Origin of the sequence: Winogradskyella jejuensis (assembly GCF_900129745.1) — a bacterium.
Classification (GTDB): Bacteria; Bacteroidota; Bacteroidia; order Flavobacteriales; family Flavobacteriaceae; genus Winogradskyella; species Winogradskyella jejuensis.
Map to the genome: position 1 here is coordinate 793,889 of NZ_FQWS01000002.1, position 19,358 is coordinate 813,246.

Below are 19,358 nucleotides of genomic sequence, written 5' to 3' on the forward strand. Positions count from 1 at the left end.
AATGATGCTTACTATTGAGTAAACCACAGTTTTAAATGAGTAACAAAAAAAGCAGCCTTAAGAAGCTGCTTTAAAAAATTTATTTATTCGGAAAGATTATCTTCCTCGACCAAAAAGTCCGCCTAACAATCCGCCAAGACCACCTTTTTTCTTAGAGGCACCACCAAGTACCATTCCAGCCACATCATCAACAACGCTACCATCTCCGTCAGCATCTAGTATTTGTTCTAAGAAGCTTTGTTCTTTCTTTGCAGAACTTCCGCCTAATAAACCTCCAAGTAAACCACTTAAATCACTTTGAGAGCTTACATTATTTTGTCTTGATTGTTTACCTAAAACTCCCATAAGAATTGGAGCGGCAACTTTTAAAATTTCCCCAACTGAGCCAGAATCTAAACCAGCTTTTTGGCCAATAACTTGCTGAACACCCTGTTGCCTTTGTCCTAAAACGTGTCCTAATATTTTAGAACCATCATTTTTTACCTCTTCATCTACGCCGCCTCCAAAAAGACCACTTAGATTGTCTAAAATACTACCATCGTGTTTATTACTCAATGCACCCATTAATCCTTGTGCACCTTCTGGTGTTGAAGCATTACGCTCCATAGCCTTCATTAGCACGGGCAGTGCCATAGTTAATACGCTACTTGTTTTATTTTGGTCTGTGTTTGTAGAACCAGATACACCGCTTATGATTGTTTTTCCTAAATCACTGTTTAATAAGTCTAAAATGCCTTCCATAGTTGTATAGTTTTTGTTAGTAAAGAATTTCAATGTACGAAAAAAGTCTCAATTTTTACTGAGACTTTTATTAACAAAATTCTTGTATGGTATTTACTTTAAGATAGATATGATTTGAGAAGCTAATTCTTCGCCAATTCTATCTTGTGCTTCATTTGTTGCAGCACCAGTATGAGGTGTTAAGGACAGTGCAGGATTCATTAAAAGTCCCATTTCTGGCTCTGGCTCTTTTTCAAATACATCTAGTGCAGCTCTTGCCACTTTACCACTTTCTATAGCTTTTACAAGGGCTACTTCATTAACAACACCACCACGAGCCGCATTGGCAATGATTACACCATCTTTCATTTGGTTGAATTCCTTTTCGTCAATAACATACTCTTTTTGAGCTGGTACATGAAGCGTTAAGAAATCCGCTTGTTTTAAGACTTCTTCCTTAGAAACTGTTTGGATATTGAAATTAACTTTTTGCCCATCGAAAAACTCTAATTCTAAATTAGCCTCTTCCATATAAGGGTCAAACGCAACGACTTTCATACCTGCGCCAATAGCTACTTTAGCTGTAGCTTGACCAATACGACCAAAACCTAAGACGCCTAAAGTCTTTCCTTTTAATTCTGTTCCTTTAGCATAAGCTTTCTTTAATTTCTTAAAGTTAGTATCACCTTCTAAAGGCATGTCTCTATTGGAGTTATGTAAAAAACGTGCTAAACTATAAAAATGTCCAAATACCAATTCTGCAACCGAATGAGACGATGCTGCTGGTGTATTAATTACATGCAAGCCTTTTTCGCGCGCATACTCAACGTCAATATTATCCATACCAACACCGCCACGACCAATAATTTTTAGGCTAGGGCAGTTGTCAATAATATTTTTGCGAACTTTTGTCGCACTTCTTACAAGAAGCACAGTAATATCGTTGTTGTTTATGTAATTTTCTAATTGCTCTTGAGCAACGGTTGTTGTTAATACTTCAAATCCTGCAGCTTCAAGCGCATCTATTCCGCTTTGTGAAACACCGTCGTTTGCTAATACTTTCATTTTAAAATTTAATGTTTATTAAGCTTTACTTTCTAATTCACTCATCACTTCAACCAATGCTTTAACGCTATCCAACGATAATGCGTTATACATTGATGCACGGTAACCACCAACACTTCTATGACCGTTTAAGCCATTGATGCCTGCTTCTTTCCACATGGCATCGAATGTTTCCTTTAGATTTTCGTTTTCTAATGTGAAGGTCGCATTCATGTTAGAGCGGTCTTCCTTAACGGCATATCCTTTAAACAGTGGATTTAAATCTATTTCTGAGTAGATCAAACGTGCTTTCTTTTCGTTTTCTTCTTCAATCGCTTTTATTCCGCCTAAATCCTTCAACCATTGCATAGTTAGCATAGATACATAAACGGCAAAAACTGGAGGTGTATTAAACATACTTCCTTTACTGATATGCACTTTGTAATCCATCATTGATGGAATTTTACGCGATACTTTTCCTAGTATATCTTCTTTTACGACAACTAATGTTGTTCCTGCTGGACCCATATTTTTTTGAGCGCCTGCATAAATTAAATCGAATTTTGAAAAATCTAACTGACGCGAAAAAATATCACTACTCATATCGCAAACCATTGGGATTGGTGAGTCTGGAAATTGTTTCATCTGCGTCCCAAAAATGGTATTGTTAGACGTACAGTGGAAATAATCGTAATCTTCTGGGATATCGTATCCTTTTGGGATATAATTGAAACCAGCTGATTTAGAAGAGCCTACCTCATAGATATCATCATAGATTTTTGCTTCTTTAATGGCTTTGTCTGACCAAGTTCCGGTATTAAGGTAACCTGCTCTTTTCTCTAACAAGTTAAGCGCCACCATTAAAAACTGTGTGCTTGCTCCACCTTGTAGGAATAAGGCTTTGTAACCTTTACCCTCTAAACCTAAAAGCTCTAGAGCCAAAGCACGTGCTTGCTCCATAACATCTACAAAAGGCTTACTACGGTGCGAAATCTCAATTAGAGATAATCCGTTATCAAAATCTAATAAAGCTTCTGAGGCTTTTTGTGTAACTGATTTTGGTAATACACAAGGACCTGCACTAAAGTTATGTTTCTTAATCATGTATTCTGATTTTCAATTTTAAACGTTACAAAGGTGGCGATTAAATGAGAAAATACTATTAAGAAATTAATAATTTTTAGGCTATAATGTCAACAAGAAATCAACAGTATCTACATTATCTGCATAATCCCATAATTGGGGTTCTTGAGTTTTCCCAAATGGAATTTCAGAATTAGAATATCCATCAGCCACAATACACTGTATATTATCTTTTTGCGAATCTAAATGCCGTTTTAAAGTTTCTATATTTGAATATTTCTCATAAAACACCGTAGCAATTGGCGAACCAAAGCTTTGGTCTTCTTTTATCATCAAGAAACCATTTTCGAGCATATCAAATTCACTCATAATGTATACGGCTTTGTTATAGTCGTAATTATTGGCGTATTTACTTTCGTTGATGATGTCTTTCCACTTAAAAACAGCATTGAAGAAGGCGTCAAAGTTGTAATCTTCTGGTATGTATAATTTAGATACATTACGGCAACCCAAACCATAGTATCTAAAGATGTCATCAGATAATGCAGAAAGTTGCTCTTCGGTTTCATTTCCTGTGAGGATGGCAACCGAGTTTCTGTTTTTACGAATTATCGACGGATTGTCTTTAAAGTAATATTCAAAATAGCGAGCCGTATTGTTGCTTCCTGTGGCGATAACCGCATCAAAACCGTCGAGCTTTTCTTCGGTAAAAGTTATCTTTCCTTTAAAGCCAGGTTCTATAAGTTCTAGGTATTTAGCTAAATAGGGAAGAAGGTGCTTGTCATTTGAGGATTGTTTTACTAAAACATTATGCCCACAAATCAATACACTTAAAAAGTCATGAAAACCCACTAAAGGGATATTTCCGGCCATAATTATGGCTATAGTTTGTGGATTTTGGATGTCAAAACTATAGTTAGACGTCCATTTAATTAAGTTTTCTTCAGATAAAGCATCTATCCAAGATTGCAGTGCAAAATCGAGATTATTCTTTGTAAACCACCCATTATGTTCTTGAGCTAGCTTAAGCTGGTGCCTAAAACCATCGATGAAGGCTTGGTCAATAGCTTCATCTTTTGGAGATGTGGTAAATTGACTTAAAAAGTGCCCTAATCTTACAAAAGCGTTAACTCTTTGTTGTAATTCCATATAAGGTTTGGTAATAATAGGTTTTGGCTTTATTTTTGCAACTGCAAAATTACGAAAAAGGAAAAGAAAAAATGGCTATTATAATAACAGACGAATGTATTAACTGTGGTGCTTGCGAACCAGAGTGCCCAAATACAGCAATTTACGAAGGCGCAGATGATTGGCGTTACAAAGATGGTACAAGTCTTAAAGGAAAGATAGTTTTGCCAAGTGGTAAAGAAGTAGATGCGGATGAGACACAAGAGCCTATTAGCGACGAAATCTATTACATTGCACCAGATAAATGTACAGAGTGTATGGGCTTCCATGAAGTGCCACAATGTGCCGAGGTTTGTCCTGTGGATTGTTGTGTGCCAGACGAAAATATTGTAGAAACGGAAGAAGAACTATTAGCGAAGCAAAAGTTTATGCACCCTGATGGTTAGAGAATAACCACATTAATAATATTTAAGAATCCTGGGCTAGTAGCTTGGGATTTTTTTATGCAAAACACGTAGTTTTACGTATTGACTTTGTGTTATTAAAAGTCTAACTTCGCTTATCAATCGATAAACACAATTGAAACTGAGTTTATCTTAACATTGTACGTAATGCAAAAAAAACATCCTACTAACATTAAAAACCGAAAAATCTAAATGGCAATATTACTTAAAAGACAAATTTCTGATGATGAAAAAGCTGTGGTTCTTAATCGATTTGGTAAAAATTGTTTTGCAACAGGGCATCCAATTGAAGACGGTAATATTCAATTTGACCACATTAAAGCTTATGCTCAAAAAGGTGCATCTGAAATTGATAATATTGCACCAATGTGTGGTAAACACAATAAGCAAAAAGGGCAATTATCACTATATGACTTTAAAATCAAATTAAAAATAGAAGAATTTTTTGCCAACGGAGATAATTTGACTTTAAAAGATGAGTTAGAATATTTAAAGTCTAAAAAAGATTTACAGACCTATGGCGAAACCATTTCAATTATAGATAAAGAAGAAAATTCTATTGAAGTAGAAATTCAAAATATCAACCGAAGATTCACTCTTTACACTTGTCCAACAACCAGTTGGAATTATTTTTACGCAACACTACCTATAGAAATTTTAGATAGTGATGATGATGCTGACAATGAAATAGGTTTACAACCAAGATATTTGATTAAACAAAAAGTGTTTAATCTTTTTAGACATTTTCAAAGACATCCAGTACTTCAGCCTTCAATTTGCCGTATTCACAAGAATAGAATTTTAGTTTTTGATGGTCAACATAAGATTGCTGGCTTACTTTGGGGTGGTCGGAAAAAATTTGAATGCAAAGTTTATCTTGACCCAGAACCTAATTTATTAAATAAAACCAATATTTCAGCTCACGATAAATTTGCACAAACTCGATTTTTTTCGAGTATTATGGTTGCAAAATTAGGAGCTCAATTTGGTAGAGAATTTGAGGAATATAAAAGTTTAGAGGATAATAAGACAAAATCAGAATTAGGTTTTCTAAACTATCTAAAAGAAAAAGAACAATTAACAAAAGCTGAATTAAATAAGAGATTTAGAAGTTTTCTGTATAATTCAATTCTCGATGACAGTAATAATAAACTTGCAAAATTTGTATCAAAAGGTAACAGAAGTTCTGTAGAAACACCTATTACGATGGATATGTTGGAAAAATCGATTTTTTCCAATTTTCTATTTCGTCAACCTGTCGAAACCGATATGACGACTGACAAATATATTCGTGAGATTGAGTTTAATAATGTTGTAAAACTTTTAAATATAATCTACGATGAAAGTTTATTAAATTGGGATAGTGAAAAAACAAGCTCTGACCCACAACAACTTAAATTATCAAGGATATTTAGGTCAAAATCGATTATATCTTGGGCGGAGATTTTATACGATTCGGTTTGCGCTAGTCTAAAACTTTTTGATTCTGACGACAAATTAAAGCTAATGCATAGAAATCTCTCTGACCAAGATTTTGAGCAAATAAAATTTAACATTCGAAGACTAATATACTGGAATGTTTGGGATAGTCCATTAAACTCGGATATTGACAGAATTTTATCCGATAATAAAAGTGAAATCAAAAAATGGTTTAAAGAAAAAGGATTAACAACGGGCTATTTAATGGGAGCAAGTGAATAAAGCACTACGTACAACAACGTATAAGCGTCACATCTAAAAACTATTGCACATCTACAATTTCTCCCTTTTTATTAGCAAGTGTTGTTCCCCATTTGGTAATCACTTCTATTACAGGAATTAAAGACTCTCCAAACGGTGTTAAGGTGTATTGTACTCTAAAAGGTGCTTTTTCCCCGTAACTTTTACGGTCTATTAAGCCATCGGCTTGTAAGGCTTTTAATTGTATGCTTAGCATTTTCTCAGTAATGTAAGGGCTTAGTCGTTTTAGCTCAGAAAAACGTAAAGAGCCATTACGGAGATACCATAAGACCACGCATTTCCATTTTCCGCCAATAAAACTCATGGTGACGCTTGTACCACAGTGGTAAATATTCTCATCAATTTTATAGGCTTTGTGTTCTCCTTCAATAATCATAATCTAAAATGTTAACCTGTCTAGTATGACAGTTATTGCAGGTCTAATATAATCAAAATACATTTGTACTGTAAAAAGTATAGTATATGAATTCTCTAACTGTTGACACCGTAGGTTACATAGCCTTAGTTCTTAATCTCTATTCAATGTCCGTTAAAGGTGAGTATAGGCTACGGTTTATCTCGGCCATCGCCAATACCATATATATTGGTTATGGTATATTGCTCAATGCGTATCCTATAATCATTGGTTGTTCCATAGCCGTCTTTTTACATGTGTACCGTTTAAAGAATTTAAAGCCTAACAGAAATGATTGATATAAGACCAGCTACTATAGCAGATGCCGAAGTTTTAGCACTTTTGGGAAGAGTAACCTATTCTGAATCTCACGGGCATTTTATTGATAACAATGATGATTTAATGGCGTATATGGAGACTGCTTTTTCGGTGTCTAAAACCAAGCAAGATATAACCGACCCAAAGAATAGATTTTATATCAGTTATGCTGATGATTTACCAGTGGGTTACGCCAAACTCGTACTGAATTCTGGCTATGAAGATATGCATTCAGAAAACAGTTGTCAGTTAGAGCGGATTTACATTCTAAAAGATTTTATCCCGTTGAAAATCGGGCAACAATTCCTTACGTTTCTTGAAGCTGAAGCTAAAGCCTTGGAGTTTAATACCATTTGGCTTTCGGTTTATAACAAAAATGAAAGAGCTATACGATTCTATCAAAAAAATGATTTTAAAGACGTAGGTCTATCTATATTTATCGTTAATGGAAAAGCCTATGAGAATATGGTGTTTTCTAAAGATTTATAATTTATGGAATTAACTCAAGAAATAAAGGACGCCATAGACAAAAGTGTACTCTGCTGGTTGGCAACTGTTTCTGATGCTAATGTGCCTAATGTATCGCCAAAGGAAATCTTCAATTATTTTGGTAAGGACAGAATCATTATGGCTAATATAGCTTCGCCTCAAACAGTTAGGAATATTAGTCAAAACGAAAATGTTTGTATAAGTTTTGTAGATATCTTGGTACAGAAGGGTTTTCAAATAAAAGGAAAAGCAAGAATCATTACAAAGCACGATGCCGATTATCTTGAAATGGAGAAGGTACTAATCGAAATGACAGGTGGTGATTTTCCGTTTTCTACTATAACCGAGATTACCTTAAATCATGTTAAGCCTATAATAGCACCTAAATACATACTTTATCCAGAAACCACAGAAGACCAACAAATTGAAAGTGCAAGAAAAGCTTATGGGTTTTGAAAATGGATAAATTTCTTATTTGGATGATATAATTAATTTGTTAAACACAAAACTCCCAAACTATTTAGTGTTTGGGAGCTTTGTTTTAATATTTAGCTAGCCTTCTTATTCGCCTGTTTTTTCATTACTTTCAATACATCTTTACTAAAAGACGGTTTATCCGTTTCTTCAGAAGCTTTTTTATTTATATACTCACGTTTTTTCTTTAATAAGTCTTTAAGCTTTGTATTGTCTACTTTTCGCTTTTCAGATTGTTCTTTTACAATAATCTCTTTTTCTTCGAGAGATTTCCCTTTAAGGTTTTCAGGAAGTTTATCATCTTCTATCTCTTCTAGATTTAGTTTTCCGCTATCGTAATCGCTAATAATTTCTTGAGTTCCGTAAGCTACTTTTTGTCCAGTTTTGCTCTGCTTGTATTCGGCACGTGCACTATTAGCTGTTGTAGAACCACTATCGTAAACCGCCATAGATTTTGCTTTTTTAGAGTAGTTAACTTCACGTAATTCTTTATCTCCGTAGTACATACGAGTATCGTCTATGTTACGGGACAAGCGATTAATTTCATCATCGTACGGTGTGGCAACCACATAATCTTTTGCGTTTTGGTCAAGCATTAAAAATTCGCCATTAGTACAGGATGCCATATTTCTAAAATGTGGAATGGCTTCACGACAAGCGTTACCTAATTTTATAGTATTAATAGTAATACCTTTTTTAGTGGCGAGTTTGCAGCTTTCAGTATACTTCACATCATCTTGATAGTCCATATGTGGCGGACAATCGCCAACTACAAAAACGGTTCTATAGGTTTTCTTATCCGATGACCATTGCATCTGAGTAATGGCTTCGTATAGACCTTGGTTAACACTCTCTGGTGAATCACCACCGCCAGCAGCGCCAATTTCTAAAAGCTCTGAATAAACGTCGTCCAAATCTGTAGTCATGGCAATTTGCTTTGTCACAAAACTATCTCCTCGGTCACGGTAAAAGACCATGCCCAATTTTAAAGTGTCTATATCACCATCTTGAGCCAATTCACTTACAATATCCCAGATTTTTTCTTTAGCCGTGCCAATAAGGCCACCCATACTGCCTGTAGCGTCTAGGCAAAACACAATTTCTGCATTTTTAGTAGGATGCGGATGCGATTTTGAGGTTTCTAATAAAACGGCAACATTACTCTTATTCGAGGCTTGTACTTCGTTGTTGTTTCTACAATTAAACAATAATATCGCTAATGCGATGATTGAAATTTTTCTTTTAAGTTTCATAATATTTTGATTTGATGAATATTGAGCTAAACTATTCGTAATGCATCATATCAACAATCTAAAACTCGTGACTTGGTGTTTTTGATGAGTGTAGTCATTAATTTAGTTAGTGTAACTAATTTTATTAAGCGAATTAGTTACATTTGCACTCGCAAAATTTACAACACATGAAAGCTGGAATAGTAGGATTACCAAACGTAGGAAAATCGACCCTGTTTAACTGTTTATCTAATGCCAAGGCGCAAAGTGCTAACTTTCCGTTTTGTACTATAGAGCCAAATATTGGTGTTGTTAACGTTCCAGACTCAAGATTAGCTAAACTAGAAGAATTGGTAAATCCAGAAAAAGTGATTCCTGCAACTGTAGAGATTGTAGACATTGCTGGTTTGGTAAAAGGCGCCAGTAAAGGTGAAGGTTTAGGAAATCAGTTTTTAGCTAACATTCGCGAAACCGATGCTATTTTGCATGTATTACGTTGTTTTGACAATGATAATATTGTACATGTCGATGGTTCTGTTGATCCTATTCGTGATAAAGAAACCATTGATATGGAATTACAGTTAAAAGACCTTGAAACTGTAGAGAAGAAACTTGATAAAGTAAAGCGTTCTGCCAAAACCGGAAATAAAGAAGCACAAGCTGAAGAAGCTGTTTTACTAAAGATAAAAGAAGGTTTAGAAGCTGGTACATCTGTCCGTGCTTTAGAATTTTCAGATGAAGACTATGCAGATTATGTAAAGCCATCTCATTTTATTACGGACAAGCCAGTGATGTACGTTTGTAATGTAGATGAAGGTGCTGCTACTACTGGAAACGCTTATGTAGAGCAGGTGAGAGAAGCTGTAAAAGATGAAAATGCTGAAGTATTAGTATTAGCGGTTGGTACAGAAGCCGATATCAATGAATTGGACGATTATGAAGAGCGTCAAATGTTCTTAGCCGATATAGGTTTAGACGAACCTGGTTCTGCAAAGTTAATTCGTGCGGCTTACAAACTATTAAATCAGCAAACTTATTTTACTGCTGGAGTTAAAGAGGTGCGTGCGTGGACTGTTACTGTGGGCTCTACGGCACCACAGGCTGCTGGTGTTATTCATACTGATTTTGAAAAAGGATTTATCCGTGCAGAAGTTATTGCTTACGATGATTATGTGTCTTACGGAAGTGAAGCAAAAGTGAAAGAAGCTGGTAAAATGCGTGTCGAAGGAAAAAATTACATCGTTAAAGATGGTGATGTGATGCATTTCTTGTTTAACGTGTAGATACTAGACACATTGTAAACTCTAAATTGGAATACAATGAAAAAATACATTTTCTATTTTTTAGTTTTTCCATTTTTTGGTTTTTCTCAAATTAATGAGAGCGATACGCTGAAGCTTAAAGCGAGTTTATCGTTTACGGGCTTATGGCAATCAGGAAATGTTGAAACGCTAATTTTAAGAGGACGCACAGATTTTAGTGTTCGCCCATGGAAGAAGTGGGTGTATAAATCAACTAACTCTTATGTATATCAGGCTTTTGATAAAACCAAGGCAGATTCTGACTTTCTGAGTCTTAATTTTCTGTATTTTAATCCCGAAAAACGATTTTATCCTCAAGTTTTAGGCTTTATAAGTACTAATTTTAGACGTGAAATTGCGCAACGTTATTTAGTCGGTGCTGGCGGAACTTATCAAATAATTCAAGGTGATAAAAATTGGCTTAAGGCTTCACTTACATTAGAATATGAAGAAACGGACTTTAGAAGAGCCTTGTTTAACAAAATGGAGTTTAATGGCGATAAATCTATAAATACGCTTCGCGGTACAATTTGGGTTAGTGGCAAGTACGAGCTATTTAAAAAGAAAGTAGTGTTGAAGCATGAAAGTTATTTTCAACCTTCGTTGGAAAACGAAGATAATTACCGCTGGAGTGCAGACCTTTCAGCAGAATTTCCTATTTGGAAGTTTTTGAGTTTTAAAATCAATTATCTCAGAACTTTTGAAAGTATAGTTATTGAAAATCAAGAAGAAGAAGACCAGTTTCTAACCTTTGGGTTTACTTTAAAGAATTTTTAAAATAAGAAGCTTAACAGAACTTAACGCTTATTAACGCAAACGAGCGATCTAGTGGTGTATATTTGAATATCATCAATCAATTATTTGACCAATCCATAAAAGCCAATGTTCTCAACAACTTTGGCTTTTTATTGTTAATTACTTTACTTCATCCGTATTTCTTTTTTTGAGGTATAATATTATATTTAGCCTTTCATCAAAGTTTCCTCATTTCTATGTCCGAACAAACAAAATATACCGAAGATAATATACGCTCGCTCGATTGGAAAGAACATATCCGAATGCGTCCAGGTATGTATATCGGTAAGCTAGGCGATGGGTCTTCTCCTGATGATGGTATTTATATTCTTTTGAAAGAAGTACTCGACAATTCTATTGATGAATTTGTTATGGGCGCTGGAAAGACTATTGAGATTTCTATTCATGGCGACAAAGTTATCGTGCGTGATTATGGTCGTGGTATTCCATTAGGCAAAGTGGTAGATGTTGTCTCTAAAATGAATACTGGAGGAAAATACGACTCTAAAGCTTTTAAAAAGTCTGTTGGATTGAATGGTGTAGGGACAAAGGCAGTAAACGCTTTGTCTACGTATTTCCGTGTGGAATCTACAAGAGATGGAAAATCTGCTTCAGCCGAATTTGAGCAAGGAAATTTGACCAATCAAGAATTGTTAGACGATACCTCGCGTCGTAAAGGAACTAAGGTCTCTTTTATTCCAGATGAATCCATCTTTAAGAATTACAAATTCCGTAGCGAGTATATCGTTAAAATGTTGAAGAATTATGTGTACCTAAATCCTGGGTTGACAATAGTCTTCAATGGCGAAAAATACTTTAGTGAGAATGGTCTGAAGGATTTATTGGCCGAAAATATAAACGACAGTGATTTACTATATCCTGTTATTCACTTACGTGGTGATGATATCGAAATTGCTTTAACGCATAGCAAAACGCAGTATAGCGAAGAGTACCACTCCTTTGTCAATGGACAAAATACGACTCAAGGTGGTACGCATTTAGCGGCGTTTCGTGAAGCATTAGTAAAAACAGTAAGAGAATATTACGGAAAGAATTACGATGCTTCAGATATTAGAAAGTCTGTGGTTTCTGCCATTGCCATAAAGGTGATGGAGCCTGTTTTTGAGAGTCAGACCAAAACCAAGTTAGGGTCTACCGATATGGGTGGCGACCTTCCAACGGTGAGAACTTACATCAACGATTTTGTAAAAACCTATCTCGACAATTATTTACATAAAAATCCAGAAACGGCAGAAAAACTCCAGCGTAAGATTCTTCAAGCAGAGCGCGAGCGTAAGGAATTATCTGGAATTAGAAAACTAGCCAAAGACCGTGCTAAAAAAGCGAGTCTACACAATAAAAAATTACGCGATTGCCGTGTGCATTTTGGAGACACCAAGCATGAGCGTAATTTAGAATCGACGTTGTTTATCACAGAGGGAGATTCGGCATCAGGTAGTATTACAAAATCTAGAGATGTTAATACTCAAGCGGTTTTCAGCTTAAAGGGTAAGCCTTTAAATTCTTATGGTTTATCTAAAAAGATTGTTTACGAAAACGAAGAATTCAATCTTTTGCAAGCAGCTCTAAATATCGAAGAATCACTTGAAGATTTGCGTTACAATAATATTGTTATTGCTACGGATGCCGATGTCGATGGGATGCATATTCGTTTGTTACTCATTACATTCTTCTTGCAGTTTTTCCCAGAAGTGATTAAAGAAGGGCATTTGTATATTTTACAAACACCATTATTCAGAGTCCGAAACAAGAAAGAAACTATTTATTGTTATTCTGATGAAGAAAGAAGAGATGCTATAGAAAAGTTAAAACCTAAACCAGAGATTACGCGATTTAAAGGGTTGGGTGAAATATCACCAGATGAGTTTAAGCATTTTATAGGTAGAGATATGCGCTTAGATCCTGTGATGCTAGATAAGGATATGTCTATTGAAGAACTATTGTCGTTCTATATGGGTAAGAATACACCATCACGACAAGAGTTTATTATAGATAACTTGAAGGTGGAATTGGATGTTGTTGAAGAGTAACTTAATTATCAAAGAATTTAAAAACTATGAAAAATTATTTTTTCTTTTTGATTTTTATGATTGTTATTAAAGGTTATTCGCAATATTCCGTATTACCTATTGACCAAGTTGAAAATAAAGAGTTTGTTTATGATTTTATTAAAAAAATATATATAGATAAAAAGTTACCAATATTAAATCCTAGAAATTCAAAGGCTAGTTTTAGAACTCGATTTAAGAGTATTGATATTTTGGAAAGTGCAAAAGCTTTGGATGAAGACTTTGGAGAGATTGAGAACATTGAATTAGAGAAAGTTCTACTTTCAGATGATTCAAATAGAAAGATTTTTAGGTATAGAGTTTTTAGAAGGTATTTAGACAATCAATTTGAAAGAAGAGTTTTTTTAGACAAAAATGATAAAATCATTGGATTAACAGGAAAAGGATATTGGTCTGATGATTATTATGAAGGTCTAGAAAATCCAAAAGTTGTTGAAATTGATACTTCCTTAATCAATTTCAATTTAAAAAAAAGAAATTTAGAATTTGCATTCTCTTCTTATAATGAATGTTCCGTAAATGAATTTATTGAGTTGACTGAAGAAAATTCGTCATATAGGTCTCTAAAGAAGGGTTGGAAAAAGTTTTTACTTAAAGAATGTGATTCTATTAAACAGAAAAACGGTAAGTTATTGAATTTGAAGTATAGCAGTTCTTTGACAGATTCAGTTTTTAGATATGTACATAGATATAAAGTGAATTTTGAGAAACTTGAAAGACCATCAGAAATAAGAATTTATTCAACCTTAAAAAATAGATTTATGGGAATTTTTGTTATTGATGTTTGGTATGACAAATTCTATGAGTTGGATAGAGCAATTAGTAAATCAAAAAATATCTTAGGAAATTAATTAGAAGTCCTCCTTTGGAGGATTTAGGAGGCTTATGAGCGAAGAACACGAAGACTTAGAAAATATAAATAACGAAGACAACCAAGAGCCCCAGGAAACCATAACTAAGGTTACGGGCATGTACAAGGATTGGTTTTTGGATTATGCTTCTTATGTAATCCTAGAGCGTGCTGTACCAGCTATTGAGGATGGTTTTAAGCCTGTGCAACGTCGTATTATGCATTCAATGAAAGATTTGGATGATGGGCGTTATAACAAAGTAGCAAACATTGTAGGACACACCATGCAGTACCATCCCCATGGAGATGCAAGTATTGCTGACGCTATGGTACAGATAGGCCAGAAAGACTTGTTAATAGATACCCAAGGAAACTGGGGAAATATTCTCACAGGTGATAGAGCAGCAGCTTCGCGTTACATTGAGGCAAGGCTTTCAAAATTTGCCCTAGATGTTGTTTATAACCCAAAGATTACCGAGTGGCAAGCCTCTTACGATGGTCGCCGTAAAGAGCCAATCAATTTACCAGTCATGTTTCCGCTGTTGTTAGCGCAAGGAGGAGAAGGTATTGCTGTAGGGCTTTCCACAAAAATATTACCCCATAATTTTATAGAACTTATCGATGCCTCTGTTAAGCATTTAAAAGGCAAACGCTTTACGATAGTTCCAGATTTTCCAACAGCTGGAATTGCTGATTTTACCAATTATAATGATGGAAATCGAGGTGGAAAGGTTAGAGTTAGAGCAAAAATTTCTCAGCATAGTAAGAATACGCTCGTTATTACAGAGATTCCGTTTAGTACAACCACGCAGTCGCTAATAGATTCTATCCTTAAAGCGAACGACAAGGGTAAAATTAAGATTAAAAAGATTGAAGATAACACAGCAGCTGAAGTAGAAATTTTAGTGCATTTACCTTCTGGTATTTCACCAGATAAAACCATTGATGCGCTTTACGCATTTACGAGTTGCGAAGTATCAATTTCACCATTAGGTTGTGTTATAGAAGACAATAAGCCTTTGTTTATTGGGGTTTCCGAGATGTTACGCCGTTCAACGGATAACACGGTACAACTCTTAAAAAGTGAACTAGAAATAAAACTAGGCGAGCTGGAAGAGCAATGGCACTTTGCATCTTTAGAGCGTATTTTTATAGAAAACCGAATTTATCGTGATATCGAAGAGGAAGAAACTTGGGATGGAGTTATCAATGCTATCGATAAAGGTTTAAAACCACATATTAAGCATCTTAAACGTGAAATTACGGTAGAAGATATCACGCGCTTAACTGAAATCCGGATCAAGCGTATTTCAAAATTTGATATTGATAAAGCACAGCAAAAAATTGATGCTTTAGAGGAGCAAATTGCTGAAGTGAAGCATCATTTAGCCAATCTTATCGACTACGCTATCGCTTATTTTGAAAGATTAAAGAAAGAATACGGCGAAGGAAAAGAGCGTAAAACGGAAATCCGAATTTTTGATGATGTAGACGCTACTAAGGTGGTTATCCGTAATACAAAGCTATACGTTAATCGTGAGGAAGGTTTCGTTGGAACATCATTGCGTCGTGATGAATATGTTTGCGATTGTAGCGATATAGACGACATTATAGCCTTTACCAAAGATGGTAAGATGATGGTCACTAAAGTGGACTCTAAAACCTTTATAGGTAAGGATATTATTCATGTTGCTGTCTTTAAAAAGAAGGATAAGCGTACCATTTACAACATGATTTACCGTGATGGTAAAGGTGGACCATCTTATGTTAAACGTTTTGCGGTAACGTCGATAACACGTGATCGTGAGTACGACTTAACTAACGGAAACAAAAGTTCAGTTGTATCGTATTTCTCTGCAAACCCAAATGGCGAAGCTGAGGTGGTGTCTATCTCTTTGCGCCAAGTAGGAAGTATTAAGAAGTTGAAGTGGGATTTAGATTTTTCTGATATACTCATAAAAGGAAGAGCTTCTAAAGGTAATCTTGTTACCAAATATGCTATAAAACGTATAGAACTTAAAGAAAAAGGTGTTTCTACCTTAAAACCACGTAAAATTTGGTTTGATGATACTGTACAACGCCTTAATGTTGATGGCAGAGGTGAATTGATTGGTGAATTTAGAGGCGAAGACCGCTTGTTAATTATCAATCAGTCAGGAATGGTTAAAACCATAATTCCAGAATTGACCACGCATTTCGATAATGATATGATTGTGCTAGAAAAATGGATTCCTAAAAAACCAATCTCTGCAATTTATTACAATGGCGAAAAAGAGCTGTATTACGTCAAGCGTTTTCTAATTGAAAATGAAGGAAAAGAAGAGTCATTTATTTCGGACCATCCAAACTCTCAATTAGAAGTCGTTTCCACAGATTGGCGACCAGTTGCTGAGGTTGAGTTTACTAAAGAACGTGGTAAAGACAGAAAACCTAAGATGGAAGTCAACTTCGAAGAGTTTATTGACGTCAAAGGCATAGCTGCAATGGGAAATCAGTTAACAAAAGATAAAGTGAATCAAATAGACTTAAAAGATTCATTGCCTTTTGAAGCACCAGAAGAAGTGCATGCTGATGACTTAGAGGTTGTGGGTGAAGAGCAAGTTACTGCGGAGTCTAGTGATGCTACTGAAAAGGAAGTGAAAGTCGATTTAGACCCAACGCCAAAATCTGAAACTCCAAAAGCAAATGATGAAGATTTAGATGTAGATGAGACTGGTCAGGCGAGTTTGTTTTAAGTTATGGCAAATAATAAACTTTTAGTAAACGAAAGACAAGCTGATTTAGGTAACTTTATGGTTGGTCGTTTGTTGCCGTTTCGTAAAAAGCGCCAAGTTGGTCCTTTTACATTTATTGACCACATGGGGCCGGCGATTTTGGGTAACGGTAAATATGTTGATGTGGACCAACATCCGCATATAGGTTTAAGTACACTTACCTATTTATTTGAAGGTGAAATAGAACATAAAGATAGTTTGGGAAGCCATAAAATTATTTCACCTGGTGATGTGGGTTTTATGACCTCTGGTCATGGCGTAACGCATACAGAGCGTACACCAGAATTTCGAAGAACTCTTGAAAATTTTACGATGCATGGTTACCAAATTTGGGTAGCACTTCCTAAAGATAAAGAGGATATAGACCCTAACTTTAAATTTTATCCTAGTTCAGATATTCCTTCATGGGAGAAAGATGGTCTCAAACTTAGATTGGTTGCTGGTAATGCCTTCGGAAAATCTGCACCACTGCAAGGGTATTCGTCTATGTTTATGGTGGATATACTGGCAGAAGAAGAGACGACACTTAATTTAGCTAACCAGCTTAAAGGTGAAGTTGCTTTCGTTATCGTTAAGGGAGAAATTACCAAAAAAGACCATAAGGTTGAAGCGGGACAAATGTTAATAAGTAAAACAGATGAGCAGTGCAGTATCTGCCTTGATAAAGGAACACGCCTTTTATTGTTCGGAGGAGAACCGCTAAAGGACGAACATTTTTTACTTTGGAATTTCGTTTCTAGCAGTAAAGAGAAACTTCAAAAGGCAAAAGAAAGATGGAAAAATAAACAGTTTCCTAAAGTACCTGGTGACGATACCTATATCCCAATTCCCGAATTGAAGCGTTAGATTTTAGTAATATAACCTATTTCTTTCGCGCTGTTTTTTGATTCAAAAATTCCACAAACAAAGAGAAAGCAATAGCAAAGTATAAGTAGCCTTTAGGTATAGCGCCTACTTCGTTACCAAAGAATTGTGTGTTAGATAAATGTGCGGCTTCGGTAATCAGCATAAAACCAATAAGAATTAAAAAGGCCAAACCTAGAACTTGCATACTTGGGTGTTTGTCTATAAATCGTCTTATTGGGTTTGCAAATGCAATCATGATGATTATAGAAATTACCACAGCAATAATCATTAAAACTAAACTGTAGTTTGGGTTAGGGTGCAAACCGTTTGTCATTCCTATAGCTGTTAGTATAGAGTCTACAGAGAAAATAAAATCTATAATTAGAATTTGTACTATAGCTTGAGATAGCGAGCTTATTACCTTACCTTTAATACTGTCCTCATCATGCGATGGTTCTTCAACTTTTTCTCTAATCTCTGAAGTACTTTTATAAATCAGAAATAAGCCTCCGACGAAAAGGATAATGGCTTGCCAACTGAGGTGTAGTTCTAACCAAGAATTTTCAAATTCATAAAAAGGCTTTTTAAGGCCAACTAAAAAAGACACGAAGAATAAAAGAATAATACGCTGCACCATTGCTAAAACCAGTCCAATATTAGTAGCTTTACCGCGCTGATGTTCGGGTAGCTTATTGGCAGCAATAGATATAAACACAATATTGTCTATACCCAGAATAATCTCAAGGAATGTAAGCGTTAATAATGCTATAATAGCGTCTCCAGAAAGTAAAAATTCTAACATATATTATTTTATCCTGTAAACCGTTCCTTTTTCTACACGAGCAGCTCGGTTCTTCTTTTTTATTGCTAATTTATATTCAAAATTATATGAAGAGTCTGTTGTTGAAAGGATTTTCATGTGTATAGCATCGTCTTCAGAAGTGTTTTGAGGATTTATCTTTTTTAAGATGAATTCACAATCATTTATCCATCTAATAGAGGATGAGTCTACTTTTCCTTCAAAATAATCAACACTATACTTATCCGTACGAACAAAAGTCCCGGTCTTTTCTTCGCCATCAATAACGTAAGTGAACTTAAATTTTCCGGTTTTATAATCACTACAATTGCGCTCTATATTATAACAGCTCGTAAAAGCAATGCAGAGAAGGATTAATAAGATTTGCTTCATTTTTAAATTTAATCTTTATACAAAAATAAGGATTATACGTGGCTTAATTTTGATAGCTCTTAAAACTTCCGTCTTTGTAGAAAATAATAATTTTTTCTATTTCAGTAGAATTTGAAGACTGATTAATTGAAGTTAAAGGTTCTGGGTGTGAATCTGAAAATTTTAGCTCCGACGATTTTGTTTCATTTTTTGGAGACACAAGAAATTCACCTTTGCCATTCATCAGCCAATACAAATCGACTTCAGGGTAGGCATGAAGAACTTTCATCACAAAGTCTAAACTTGGCTTATTTCTACCAGAGAGAATGTGAGAAATACTAGAGCGTTGCACTCCAATTTTTTCAGCAAAACTAGAGGCACTTTCATCATAAAAAGCAATGACTTTCTGTAAGCGTTCAGTAAATTCTGAGGTGTTTATCATTGT

20 protein-coding genes are annotated in these 19,358 nt (G+C 35.0%); 11 read left to right on the top strand and 9 right to left on the bottom strand.

Annotated features, from left to right (window positions below):
- Window positions 1-96: 96 nt before the first annotated feature.
- The 4 genes from BUB95_RS11430 to BUB95_RS11445 form a co-directional block, all read right to left on the bottom strand.
- Window positions 97-741, bottom strand: coding sequence for a DUF937 domain-containing protein (locus tag BUB95_RS11430; RefSeq protein ID WP_073086569.1), 645 nt, complete (start codon window positions 739-741; stop codon window positions 97-99).
- Between the two features lie 93 nt (window positions 742-834).
- A complete protein-coding gene (locus BUB95_RS11435; RefSeq protein WP_073086571.1) occupies window positions 835-1,785 on the bottom strand; it encodes a D-2-hydroxyacid dehydrogenase in 951 nt (316 codons plus the stop codon).
- Between the two features lie 18 nt (window positions 1,786-1,803).
- Complete coding sequence (serC, locus tag BUB95_RS11440) at window positions 1,804-2,865, bottom strand: 3-phosphoserine/phosphohydroxythreonine transaminase (protein ID WP_073087422.1); 1,062 nt, start codon at window positions 2,863-2,865, stop codon at window positions 1,804-1,806.
- 84 nt (window positions 2,866-2,949) lie between these two features.
- Window positions 2,950-3,996, bottom strand: a complete 1,047-nt coding sequence (locus BUB95_RS11445; RefSeq protein ID WP_073086573.1) for an acyl-CoA reductase — start codon at window positions 3,994-3,996, stop codon at window positions 2,950-2,952.
- 71 nt (window positions 3,997-4,067) lie between these two features.
- On the opposite strand from BUB95_RS11445, the gene BUB95_RS11450 reads away from it, so the two are divergent.
- Together BUB95_RS11450 and BUB95_RS11455 are read left to right on the top strand one after the other, a co-directional pair.
- The gene (locus tag BUB95_RS11450; RefSeq protein ID WP_073087424.1) at window positions 4,068-4,421 is read left to right on the top strand and encodes a 4Fe-4S dicluster domain-containing protein; all 354 of its coding nucleotides are present in this window, start codon (window positions 4,068-4,070) and stop codon (window positions 4,419-4,421) included.
- Window positions 4,422-4,631: 210 nt separating this feature from the next.
- Window positions 4,632-6,140 carry an HNH endonuclease signature motif containing protein gene (locus BUB95_RS11455; RefSeq protein WP_073086575.1) on the top strand — a complete coding sequence of 503 codons (1,509 nt, stop codon included), beginning with the start codon at window positions 4,632-4,634 and terminating at the stop codon, window positions 6,138-6,140.
- Between the two features lie 40 nt (window positions 6,141-6,180).
- Here the strand turns inward: BUB95_RS11455 and BUB95_RS11460 are convergent, their stop codons facing one another.
- A complete protein-coding gene (locus BUB95_RS11460; protein WP_073086577.1) occupies window positions 6,181-6,555 on the bottom strand; it encodes a winged helix-turn-helix transcriptional regulator in 375 nt (124 codons plus the stop codon).
- An 86-nt stretch (window positions 6,556-6,641) separates the two neighbouring features.
- Between BUB95_RS11460 and BUB95_RS11465 the strand changes: the two genes are divergently transcribed.
- Genes BUB95_RS11465 through BUB95_RS11475 form a run of 3 tightly spaced genes read left to right on the top strand, consistent with a single transcriptional unit; the run spans window position 6,642 to window position 7,836 of the window.
- Window positions 6,642-6,872, top strand: coding sequence for a hypothetical protein (locus BUB95_RS11465; RefSeq protein ID WP_073086580.1), 231 nt, complete (start codon window positions 6,642-6,644; stop codon window positions 6,870-6,872).
- Window positions 6,865-7,380 carry a GNAT family N-acetyltransferase gene (locus tag BUB95_RS11470; protein WP_073086582.1) on the top strand — a complete coding sequence of 172 codons (516 nt, stop codon included), beginning with the start codon at window positions 6,865-6,867 and terminating at the stop codon, window positions 7,378-7,380. Before BUB95_RS11465 ends, BUB95_RS11470 begins: the two co-directional genes overlap by 8 nt.
- Window positions 7,381-7,383: 3 nt before the next feature.
- Complete coding sequence (locus BUB95_RS11475; RefSeq protein ID WP_073086584.1) at window positions 7,384-7,836, top strand: pyridoxamine 5'-phosphate oxidase family protein; 453 nt, start codon at window positions 7,384-7,386, stop codon at window positions 7,834-7,836.
- Window positions 7,837-7,928: 92 nt separating this feature from the next.
- Here the strand turns inward: BUB95_RS11475 and BUB95_RS11480 are convergent, their stop codons facing one another.
- Window positions 7,929-9,107, bottom strand: coding sequence for a vWA domain-containing protein (locus tag BUB95_RS11480; RefSeq protein ID WP_073086586.1), 1,179 nt, complete (start codon window positions 9,105-9,107; stop codon window positions 7,929-7,931).
- Between the two features lie 167 nt (window positions 9,108-9,274).
- Between BUB95_RS11480 and ychF the strand changes: the two genes are divergently transcribed.
- The 6 genes from ychF (at window position 9,275) to BUB95_RS11510 (ending at window position 17,742) form a co-directional block, all read left to right on the top strand.
- Window positions 9,275-10,369, top strand: a complete 1,095-nt coding sequence (gene ychF / locus BUB95_RS11485) for a redox-regulated ATPase YchF (RefSeq protein ID WP_073086588.1) — start codon at window positions 9,275-9,277, stop codon at window positions 10,367-10,369.
- A 36-nt stretch (window positions 10,370-10,405) separates the two neighbouring features.
- Window positions 10,406-11,164, top strand: a complete 759-nt coding sequence (locus tag BUB95_RS11490) for a DUF481 domain-containing protein (RefSeq protein ID WP_073086590.1) — start codon at window positions 10,406-10,408, stop codon at window positions 11,162-11,164.
- A 215-nt stretch (window positions 11,165-11,379) separates the two neighbouring features.
- Window positions 11,380-13,233 carry a DNA topoisomerase IV subunit B gene (locus tag BUB95_RS11495; protein ID WP_073086592.1) on the top strand — a complete coding sequence of 618 codons (1,854 nt, stop codon included), beginning with the start codon at window positions 11,380-11,382 and terminating at the stop codon, window positions 13,231-13,233.
- 26 nt (window positions 13,234-13,259) lie between these two features.
- Window positions 13,260-14,123: a hypothetical protein gene (locus BUB95_RS11500; protein ID WP_073086594.1), complete on the top strand. Its 864-nt coding sequence runs from the start codon at window positions 13,260-13,262 to the stop codon at window positions 14,121-14,123.
- Window positions 14,124-14,157: 34 nt separating this feature from the next.
- On the top strand, window positions 14,158-16,857 hold the full coding sequence (locus tag BUB95_RS11505; protein WP_073086596.1) for a DNA gyrase/topoisomerase IV subunit A: 2,700 nt from the start codon (window positions 14,158-14,160) through the stop codon (window positions 16,855-16,857).
- Window positions 16,858-16,860: 3 nt separating this feature from the next.
- The gene (locus BUB95_RS11510) at window positions 16,861-17,742 is read left to right on the top strand and encodes a pirin family protein (RefSeq protein ID WP_073086598.1); all 882 of its coding nucleotides are present in this window, start codon (window positions 16,861-16,863) and stop codon (window positions 17,740-17,742) included.
- Between the two features lie 16 nt (window positions 17,743-17,758).
- Here BUB95_RS11510 and BUB95_RS11515 read toward each other — a convergent pair whose 3' ends face one another.
- Genes BUB95_RS11515 through BUB95_RS11525 form a run of 3 tightly spaced genes read right to left on the bottom strand, consistent with a single transcriptional unit; the run spans window position 17,759 to window position 19,355 of the window.
- Window positions 17,759-18,544, bottom strand: coding sequence for a TerC family protein (locus BUB95_RS11515; RefSeq protein ID WP_073086600.1), 786 nt, complete (start codon window positions 18,542-18,544; stop codon window positions 17,759-17,761).
- A gap of 3 nt (window positions 18,545-18,547) precedes the next feature.
- Window positions 18,548-18,934: a hypothetical protein gene (locus BUB95_RS11520; protein ID WP_073086602.1), complete on the bottom strand. Its 387-nt coding sequence runs from the start codon at window positions 18,932-18,934 to the stop codon at window positions 18,548-18,550.
- Between the two features lie 43 nt (window positions 18,935-18,977).
- Window positions 18,978-19,355, bottom strand: coding sequence for a helix-turn-helix domain-containing protein (locus tag BUB95_RS11525; RefSeq protein ID WP_073086604.1), 378 nt, complete (start codon window positions 19,353-19,355; stop codon window positions 18,978-18,980).
- Between the last annotated feature and the right edge of the window lie 3 nt (window positions 19,356-19,358).

Bases quoted from the DNA above. Each gene is read 5' to 3' on its own strand.
- BUB95_RS11430 (WP_073086569.1), bottom strand. From the start codon at position 741: ATGGAAGGCATTTTAGACTTATTAAACAGTGATTTAGGAAAAACAATC.
- BUB95_RS11435 (WP_073086571.1), bottom strand. From the start codon at position 1,785: ATGAAAGTATTAGCAAACGACGGTGTTTCACAAAGCGGAATAGATGCG.
- BUB95_RS11445 (WP_073086573.1), bottom strand. From the start codon at position 3,996: ATGGAATTACAACAAAGAGTTAACGCTTTTGTAAGATTAGGGCACTTT.
- BUB95_RS11450 (WP_073087424.1), top strand. From the start codon at position 4,068: ATGGCTATTATAATAACAGACGAATGTATTAACTGTGGTGCTTGCGAA.
- BUB95_RS11455 (WP_073086575.1), top strand. From the start codon at position 4,632: ATGGCAATATTACTTAAAAGACAAATTTCTGATGATGAAAAAGCTGTG.
- BUB95_RS11460 (WP_073086577.1), bottom strand. From the start codon at position 6,555: ATGATTATTGAAGGAGAACACAAAGCCTATAAAATTGATGAGAATATT.
- BUB95_RS11465 (WP_073086580.1), top strand. From the start codon at position 6,642: ATGAATTCTCTAACTGTTGACACCGTAGGTTACATAGCCTTAGTTCTT.
- BUB95_RS11470 (WP_073086582.1), top strand. From the start codon at position 6,865: ATGATTGATATAAGACCAGCTACTATAGCAGATGCCGAAGTTTTAGCA.
- BUB95_RS11475 (WP_073086584.1), top strand. From the start codon at position 7,384: ATGGAATTAACTCAAGAAATAAAGGACGCCATAGACAAAAGTGTACTC.
- BUB95_RS11480 (WP_073086586.1), bottom strand. From the start codon at position 9,107: ATGAAACTTAAAAGAAAAATTTCAATCATCGCATTAGCGATATTATTG.
- ychF (WP_073086588.1), top strand. From the start codon at position 9,275: ATGAAAGCTGGAATAGTAGGATTACCAAACGTAGGAAAATCGACCCTG.
- BUB95_RS11490 (WP_073086590.1), top strand. From the start codon at position 10,406: ATGAAAAAATACATTTTCTATTTTTTAGTTTTTCCATTTTTTGGTTTT.
- BUB95_RS11495 (WP_073086592.1), top strand. From the start codon at position 11,380: ATGTCCGAACAAACAAAATATACCGAAGATAATATACGCTCGCTCGAT.
- BUB95_RS11500 (WP_073086594.1), top strand. From the start codon at position 13,260: ATGAAAAATTATTTTTTCTTTTTGATTTTTATGATTGTTATTAAAGGT.
- BUB95_RS11505 (WP_073086596.1), top strand. From the start codon at position 14,158: ATGAGCGAAGAACACGAAGACTTAGAAAATATAAATAACGAAGACAAC.
- BUB95_RS11510 (WP_073086598.1), top strand. From the start codon at position 16,861: ATGGCAAATAATAAACTTTTAGTAAACGAAAGACAAGCTGATTTAGGT.
- BUB95_RS11515 (WP_073086600.1), bottom strand. From the start codon at position 18,544: ATGTTAGAATTTTTACTTTCTGGAGACGCTATTATAGCATTATTAACG.
- BUB95_RS11520 (WP_073086602.1), bottom strand. From the start codon at position 18,934: ATGAAGCAAATCTTATTAATCCTTCTCTGCATTGCTTTTACGAGCTGT.
- BUB95_RS11525 (WP_073086604.1), bottom strand. From the start codon at position 19,355: ATGATAAACACCTCAGAATTTACTGAACGCTTACAGAAAGTCATTGCT.